The sequence below is a fragment of the Pseudonocardia bannensis genome (assembly GCF_012911875.1).
Lineage (GTDB): Bacteria > Actinomycetota > Actinomycetes > Mycobacteriales > Pseudonocardiaceae > Pseudonocardia > Pseudonocardia bannensis.
The window spans coordinates 1-7,120 of sequence record NZ_JAAXKZ010000192.1; the positions used below are offsets into that span (position 1 = coordinate 1).

The following is a 7,120-nucleotide window of genomic DNA, read 5'->3' on the forward strand; positions in this document are numbered from 1 at the left end:
GCACATCCCTGCGCTACGACCCAAAAGCCCCTGCGCCGGCCTGACCCTCTACGCCGTCCTCCGCGAACTCCAGACCCTCCTCGGCCTCTGGACCGGCGCCTGCCACACCTGCCAACGCCCCTACCCAAACCCGACCTAACAAAGCCCTACTAGCAGGGCCCCGAGAACGCGCCGGCCAGGGCCCACGCCGGCGGGCACGCCGGCGTGGGCCGCGGGCCGGCGGACGGAGGGGTGCGGCCGGCCTTGGTGGGCGGGGCCGGGGTCCGGCAGCGCCCACCGATGCCCCCTGCTCCATCAGCGAGCGACCGGCGGTGCGTCGGATCCCGTCCGCCCGCCGATGGACTCGGCGGGTCGGCACCACGTGTTACCGCGCCACCGGTCTGCCGGTGGTCCTCATCCCGGGTTCGGACCCTCCTCGGGATCGATCAGGTCGGGGGTCGCGGCGTGTTGTCTGCGCCAGGCGTGGAAGGCGGCTGACGTGCCGTCGGTCCGGGCGAGCTGGCGCAGTGCGACCGCCACGGTCGCCCGGGCGGGCGGGTGAGTCGGCAGGTACTCGCCCTCGGGGCCGCGCCGGGCCCGGACCGCCGCGATCACACCGGCCTTGACCGCGCCCAGCACCGGATCGCCGAACTCGACCAGCAACGCCTGGAACGCCGCGTGCCGCGCCGCGTCGAACGGCAGCGGCCGCCCGGCCTGGTCGGCTGCCGGGTGCGCCGGGTAGAGGTGCGCGGCCGGCACCCAGCCCTCCGGGATCGGCGCGGTGGCCGGGTGTGTCCGGTCCTGCTGCAGCAGATGCGGCAGCAGATGGGTATGCGGCCCGACGGGCGAGCGCCCGCCCGGAGGCGGGATCGCGGTGAACACCTCGATCCGGCCGCAGGCCGTCACGAACACCCGGTGTGGGCTGTGCGCGGCGACGACGGCCGCGAGCCCGAGCTCCGGGTCGAACAGCGACCGGCCCTCGGCCGCGCGCAGCTCGGCGATCAACCCGGGGTCGGCTGTGCGCACGCAGGCGTCGACCGTCGGGGTGCCCAGCCCGAGATCGAACAGGATCGCGCCGGCGTCCTGGGGCCGCATCGCGTCACCGTCGGGGCCGAGCTCGGTCACCGCGGTCCGCACCGAGCGCCGGGCTGCGTCGGCGGGCAGGCAGAACGCGATCGCGTGGTGCCAGTGCAGGTCGGGTCCGGCCGGGGTCTCGTAGGCGACGGCGACGACGCCGCCGGGCAGGACGAGTTGGATGCCCCCGCGCGGGGTGACGACGCTGCTCGGGCCGCGGGAGGCCGGCTCCCGGGAGTCGCGGGCGAACTCCGCGAGTGCCCCGAGGGTTCCCATGCCCCATCCGGCAGCGGGGTCGGCGAGCTGATCGGAGACCAGCAGTCGCATCGGAGCGTCCGCCGGGTCGGTCTCGTCGGGCATGTCGGGTGGCGGTGGCGTCGCAGGGCCGGCCATCCCTCGAGCGTGGCAGCAGGCCTCGGCGGGGGCAACGGACGGCTCAATTCGAGACGTTCGGGACCCCGCGAGATGTCTCAGACGTCGATGCCCACGTTCATCAGCGCCACGTAGCCGTCGGTGGTCCTCCTGGTCGTCAGGATCAGGCGCGAGTCGAAGATGCGATCGTCGGAGTTGGTGGTGTCTCGCCCGGTGTGGTCGGAGTAGGGCGCGGCCGTGTACACCGCGTCGGTCACGGCCTCGTCGAAGAACAGCTGACTGGTGAGCATGGCGGTGCTGCCGATGTGGACCTTGGCGCCGGGCCCTGGGTCTCCTCAGGGGTGAGCGTGCACGTTCCCGCGGTGGCGAACTGCGCGGTCAGGTCGACACCGGCGGCCGTGGCGGCCACGGTCGCGCCGGTGCCGCTGGTCACGGTGGAGCCCCCGGTGGAGGTGCTGCAGGCGGCGACGAGCGCACCGAGACCGATCGCGCCGCCCGCGCGCAGGGCCCGACGGCGGGAGATGCGCGTCCGGCTGTCCTGGACATCGCGGTTCATCGAGGCTCCTCGTGCGGATCGGGTGTACGGGGCGATACCCGTCGGATCCCGAGGCGCCGGACTGGGCGGGTGCTGTGCGAGATCTGTGGGTCCGTTGTGCCCGCCGTCCTGCACTCCCGGATCGGCATGGCGACCTCGCGGCCCGGCGCGACGCCCCCGGCGGGCGCCGGTGCCGCACCGGGGCCGGGAGGCGCCGTCGTACCGGCCCCGACCCTGCGTGAACTACACCGGTGTCGTTACCCTGCCGTCGTGGATGCGAGCGCGATCGGCTGGTGGACCTGCCCGGAGTGCGGCAGCGTCGCCGAGCTGCCCGGTGCGGACACCGCCGGCTACGAGGTCTCCTGCCCCGACTGCTCCGGTCCGATGATCGAGCAGTGGCAGTGGGAGTACGCCGCGGCCTGACCCGGCCACCGGAACAGGACACCCGCGAGCAGGTCACCCGGCGGCTCCGGCGAGATCCGCCCATCTCGTCATGAACCGCCCGCACGGACCCGCTCGGGGATCGCCGCGCGGCTTCGTCGTGGTCGAGGGCATCCACCTGTAGCTCGCACCGCTCAGGTGACCGCCTCCTTCAGCAGATCGGCGATGCAGGCGTCGATCTGTTCCCGGTCCGACCGGGTCATGCAGAACATCGCGAAATGAGCCCACAGGCTGTCGACCACGCGGAACTCGCTGTGGGGGATGAGCTTCTGCTCTGCCTCGCAGTCCTGTGGGGGGAAGAACATGTCGCGGGAGAAAGGCACCACGTACGTCTTGGCCTTGATTCGGCCGAGTGCGGCCTTGAGGTCACCGCCCGTGTGCACGCTGACATCGCCGTGCCGCCACTTCCAGCCCATCCAGATCAGATTGTTCGGATCCATTGGGAGGAAATAGGCTTCCCAGAACCTGTGCAGGAAGTCGTCCAGGGATGTGAAACCCGCGCCGCGCCAGGCCTCGGCGTTGTAGAACTCCTGGCAGAGGCCCATCACCGACCAGACCTCGGCGTGCCGCCGGAGGCCGACGTGAACGTCGCTGCTCTCCTTGTAGAACCCGTTGTCCCACGCCGGATCGGATTTAATGGCGTTCTCGTGCAAGCGGACGAAGAGATAGTCGTGCGGGGTGGTCTTCGCGGTTCCGGCGAACGGCAGCGCGCGCTTGACCATCTCCGGGTATCGGACCGCCCATTCATAGGTCTGTTCGGCGCCCATGGACCATCCGAGCACGAGCTCCAGGCGTTCGATGCCGAAGGTCTCGGTGACGAGTCGGTGCTGCGCCCGCACGTCGTCGCCGATCGTGACGTGCGGGAAGGCGCCACCGTTGAAGGGGGGCGGAGTGTTGCTGGGTGAGGACGAGAAGCCGTTGGCGAACTGCCCCGGCAGGATGATGAAGTATCGGCTCGGGTCGAGCGGCCGGTCCTCGCCGATGAAGATCTCCATCGCCTTGGGCGTCCCGGACCACATGTGTGGAAATAGGATCGCATTGTCGCGTTCGGGGTTCAACGTACCGTGTGTCTTGTAGGCGAGCTTTGCGTCCGGCAGGGTGATTCCGTTCTCCAGTTCGAAATCGCCGAGTTCCAGGTACTGGTGCGGTCCGTGCCGTTCCTCTGAGTAGTAGTCGCTCACGGCCGATTCTCCTTCGCGGCTCTCGTCGAACGTTCAAGCGGGGCCGTGTTGCCGTCGAGGGCTACGCGTCGTCGTGATCGTATTCCGCGCGGTGATTTCCTGGCCGGCGCCGTCACGTTCATCGTCATCGTCGGCTGCCGCTCGATGATCGAGTGGAAGTGGCTGATGTGCGATGGTCAGCCTCGCAGAGGCACAGTCACGGCGGAAGGGTGTCGAAGCGCGATCGATTGGCAATTCAGTCATTCGGCGCATGGCCCGCGAACCGCGGCCGCGAACCGGATCGTATTACTCACACGTCCATCGAGGGCGCGGGCGGCCGCACATGAGGGGCTCCCGTATGGCCACCCGCTGGCAAGAGGCCCCTGCAGAGCAGAAGGCCCCCGCCTTCTCGCGGGGCACCGAAAGAAGGCGGTGTGGCGGAACTAAGCCCCGCTCGCCGGCTTTCTCGGGGAGTTGCAGGGTGCCGTCGGGGCGCCGGGCAACCGCGGGTCCACCGGTCGGCGGGCCCGGATTGCCGGGAGCCGCGCTGGGCCGGCCGGTCGGGTGGTCGGGGTTGCCCGGTGCCGTGGAGGACCGGCCCGTCGGGTGGTCGGGGAGACCGGCGCAGTATCCATCGACCTTCGAGGGGCCGCCGGCCGCGGCCGCCAGGGCGGCGATCGCGACACCGCCCGCCGCGCCGGTGAGGGCGAGGGTGGCGATCACCTTGGTCATCAGGATTCGGGACAGCGTTCTCGTGCGCACGGGGGTGGTTTCTCGAGTGGGGCCGCTGGGGAGCGGGCGTGGGGCGGCCGTCTCGCCCCGCAGCTCGCTCGCCGTGCCGGGGCCCGCGGCGGCGGCGAGGAGCTGACGGAGCGGCCGCGGGCCGTCGCTGCCGTCGAGCAGTTGCTCGGCGACGGCGGCTGACAGCCGGGGTGGGTCGAGGTGCGCATCTCGGGCCTTCCAGCGCCGTGCCGTGCAGAACCGTTACCCATCCGAACCATCGGGGGCTCCTTGCACGTGGTGGAGCTGCTTAGCAAGGCGTTTGAGTCCACGGTGGGCGGCGACCGGCACCGTCCCGGCCCGCTTCCCGAGCACCTCGCCCGCCGTGCGCACGTCCAGACCGACCACCGCGCGCAGCAGTACTGCCTCCGCCTGGTCGCAGGGCAGGCTCGCGATCATCGCGATCGCGTTGCGGGTCGACAGTGCGTCCAGCGCGGTGGTGGCGGTGTCGCCCGTGTCCGGTTGCTCGGCAAGCAGAGCGGGCGTGGGCACGGCCGAGTGCGCGGTGCCGGGTGATGGTCGTGACCCAATCCCGGAACCGGTCCGCGTCACCGACGAAACCGGGCAGGTCCCGGGCGGCCTGAAGCCAGGTCTCGGCATCGTGCTGTACCTCGAGCTGCAACCCCGGCTACTGCGGTACGCAACAGCGCTGATCGGAGCGGATGCGGAGGGACGTCAGCGCCGGAACGGGCCGCGCGTAGTGCGGCCTCGAGGTCCGGTGGCTCTCCCGGGACACGTGGCGCGGGCAGGACGGGGGGAGCCCCGACCACACCGCCGGCGGCACCGTGCACTCGTCCTCCTGAACGGTCTCAGGCGGCCGGGCGTTGGGGAGCGCCGCCCGGCCGTCCGGGACCTCAGCGCACGAGTGGCGCCGAGCGTTACACCCCGTCCGGTGTGGGTGCACCCGGCGGCGGGGCCGAACCCGCCTGGACGGTGATCCGGGAGTCGCCGGCGTCCGCGATTCGATCAGGCCCAGCGCCGTCGGACCCACGGCGCTCCAGGAGACGGATCCGCATGCGAGCTGGGGCGACCACAGCGAGGGACTCCGCTGCATCCGGCGTCCAGGCGTAGCCAGAACTGGAACGTCCGGGTGGCGGGCTGGACGGAACCGGGGCCGTCCTGCCAGGCCTCAGCCTGACTCGTCCAGGGAGGGGGCCGAGATCGGTGCGGGGCGGAGATGACGGCGTTGCTGTCACCGTTCGCCCGCAGCTTCGTCCGGTGGGGGCCCTGGAAGCCGGTCCTGGGGACCGGCGAACGCGGTCTGGCGAGAGCGGCGCTCGCGGCTGGGCGGGAGCGGGGGCCGGGGCGAGCACGGCCGCCCCGGCCCCCGCCTGATCAGCCCTGCATCGCCTCGGCGAACTTCTCCAGCTCGCGCGGGATGTCCGGCCCGGCCGGCTGGTAGGCGATCTCGGTGGAACCGCCCGCCTCCAGTTTCGCGATCTTGTCGCGCCACTCCGACGCGGTGAGTGCGAGGCCGCTCTTCGCCATCAGCTCACCGCTGATGAACGGCCGGTCGCGATCGTTGACGGCGACGAGGTGCCGGTCGTGCAGCGCGAGGTGGCGCTTCTCGGGGGGCACGTCGTCGTAGGCCGCGGCCCACTGCCGGCCCTGCTCGGGCAGCAGCTCATCGAGGACGCCGTGTTCGACGGCCCAGTGCAGCACGATGCCCGCCCCGTGGCCGGCCGCCTCGATCGCCCGTTCCGAACCGGGGTCCTCGCCCTCGTCCAGCACCGTGCCGAAGTCGAGGATGACACTCGACGCGAAGTCGGCGTTGGGCACCAGCACGGTGAGCACCTCGGCGCCGAGCTCGCGGGTCACGCCGTAGCCCTTGGGACCGTTCGCGGCGACGACCCAATCGACCTCGATGGGGCGAGCGGGGCCGAAGCGGTCGTCCGGCCCCATCATCGTCATGATCCCGCCGTCCCACTCGACCTCCTCGCCGCGCAGCAGCGCCTGCAGGGTCAGCGTGTACTCGCGGACCTTGGCCCAGGGGAGGGGCCGCTTGCCCATGGAGAGCCGTCCGGTGAAGCCGGAGCCGACGCCGACCATCACGCGTTCCTGCCCGGCGATCGAGGCGAGCGTGCTGATCGCCGCTGCGGTGACCATGGGGTGACGCAGGCTCGGGATCAGCACACCGGGGCCGAGCTTGATGCGGTCGGTGATCTCCGCTGCCCGGCACAGCTGTACCCAGACGTCGGGGTAGAGCGCAGGCGAGTCGTAGAAGAACGCGCGCTCGTAGCCCAGTGACTCCGCGATCCGTGCGTGCTCGTGGCTTTCGAGTGAGGTGGCGAATGCACACGACATCTTCATGAGAGGCGGCCTCCGGCTCGGTGTCGTCCGATGGGGGCGAGGACCCCCTCACCGACGCTAGTTCCGTGTGATCTGAGTAACTGTCCGATCGTCGGACACATGTCCCGGCGGCTGACTCCGTTCGCGAGGAAGGCCCGGCCTGCCGGTGTAGCGGGACGAGGAGCCGAGGTTCTTTGCACGCTCTACCTCGCCCAGGCAATAGGCACCCGGACATCGACGTCACGTTGAGCACCGACGCCCGCGCCGATCCCGACGCGTTGCACGAGGCGCTGGACGAGGTCGATCGGGAGGCCGAGGGTCCCGGCGTCAGGAGCCCTGCGCCTGGACGGTGGCCAGCTTTGTTTGATGTTGACCCCGCTCAGCGGACACAGACGTGAGGAGACATAGGGTCCGACGATCTTGTGAAGGAGATCGTCCGTCGTGCCGAAGCCCTACCCGCCGGAGTTCCGGCGCCGCGCCCTTGATCTGC

Annotated in this window: 6 protein-coding genes; 1 reads left to right on the top strand and 5 read right to left on the bottom strand. The window is 71.1% G+C overall.

Annotated features, from left to right (window positions below):
• Window positions 1–393: 393 nt before the first annotated feature.
• Together HF519_RS28710 and HF519_RS32055 are read right to left on the bottom strand one after the other, a co-directional pair.
• Window positions 394–1,446, bottom strand: coding sequence for a DUF6925 family protein (locus HF519_RS28710; RefSeq protein WP_169416111.1), 1,053 nt, complete (start codon window positions 1,444–1,446; stop codon window positions 394–396).
• Window positions 1,447–1,523: 77 nt separating this feature from the next.
• The gene (locus tag HF519_RS32055; protein ID WP_246245394.1) at window positions 1,524–1,715 is read right to left on the bottom strand and encodes a peptidase associated/transthyretin-like domain-containing protein; all 192 of its coding nucleotides are present in this window, start codon (window positions 1,713–1,715) and stop codon (window positions 1,524–1,526) included.
• Window positions 1,716–2,230: 515 nt separating this feature from the next.
• On the opposite strand from HF519_RS32055, the gene HF519_RS28720 reads away from it, so the two are divergent.
• Window positions 2,231–2,383, top strand: coding sequence for a hypothetical protein (locus tag HF519_RS28720; protein WP_169416112.1), 153 nt, complete (start codon window positions 2,231–2,233; stop codon window positions 2,381–2,383).
• 152 nt (window positions 2,384–2,535) lie between these two features.
• Here HF519_RS28720 and HF519_RS28725 read toward each other — a convergent pair whose 3' ends face one another.
• The 3 genes from HF519_RS28725 to HF519_RS28735 all read right to left on the bottom strand — a co-directional run bounded on the left by HF519_RS28725 (window position 2,536) and on the right by HF519_RS28735 (window position 6,645).
• Window positions 2,536–3,582 carry an alpha/beta fold hydrolase gene (locus HF519_RS28725; protein ID WP_169416113.1) on the bottom strand — a complete coding sequence of 349 codons (1,047 nt, stop codon included), beginning with the start codon at window positions 3,580–3,582 and terminating at the stop codon, window positions 2,536–2,538.
• Window positions 3,583–4,545: 963 nt separating this feature from the next.
• On the bottom strand, window positions 4,546–4,833 hold the full coding sequence (locus HF519_RS28730) for an RNA polymerase sigma factor (protein ID WP_211170724.1): 288 nt from the start codon (window positions 4,831–4,833) through the stop codon (window positions 4,546–4,548).
• A gap of 843 nt (window positions 4,834–5,676) precedes the next feature.
• Window positions 5,677–6,645 carry an LLM class flavin-dependent oxidoreductase gene (locus tag HF519_RS28735; RefSeq protein WP_211170725.1) on the bottom strand — a complete coding sequence of 323 codons (969 nt, stop codon included), beginning with the start codon at window positions 6,643–6,645 and terminating at the stop codon, window positions 5,677–5,679.
• Window positions 6,646–7,120 lie beyond the last annotated feature (475 nt).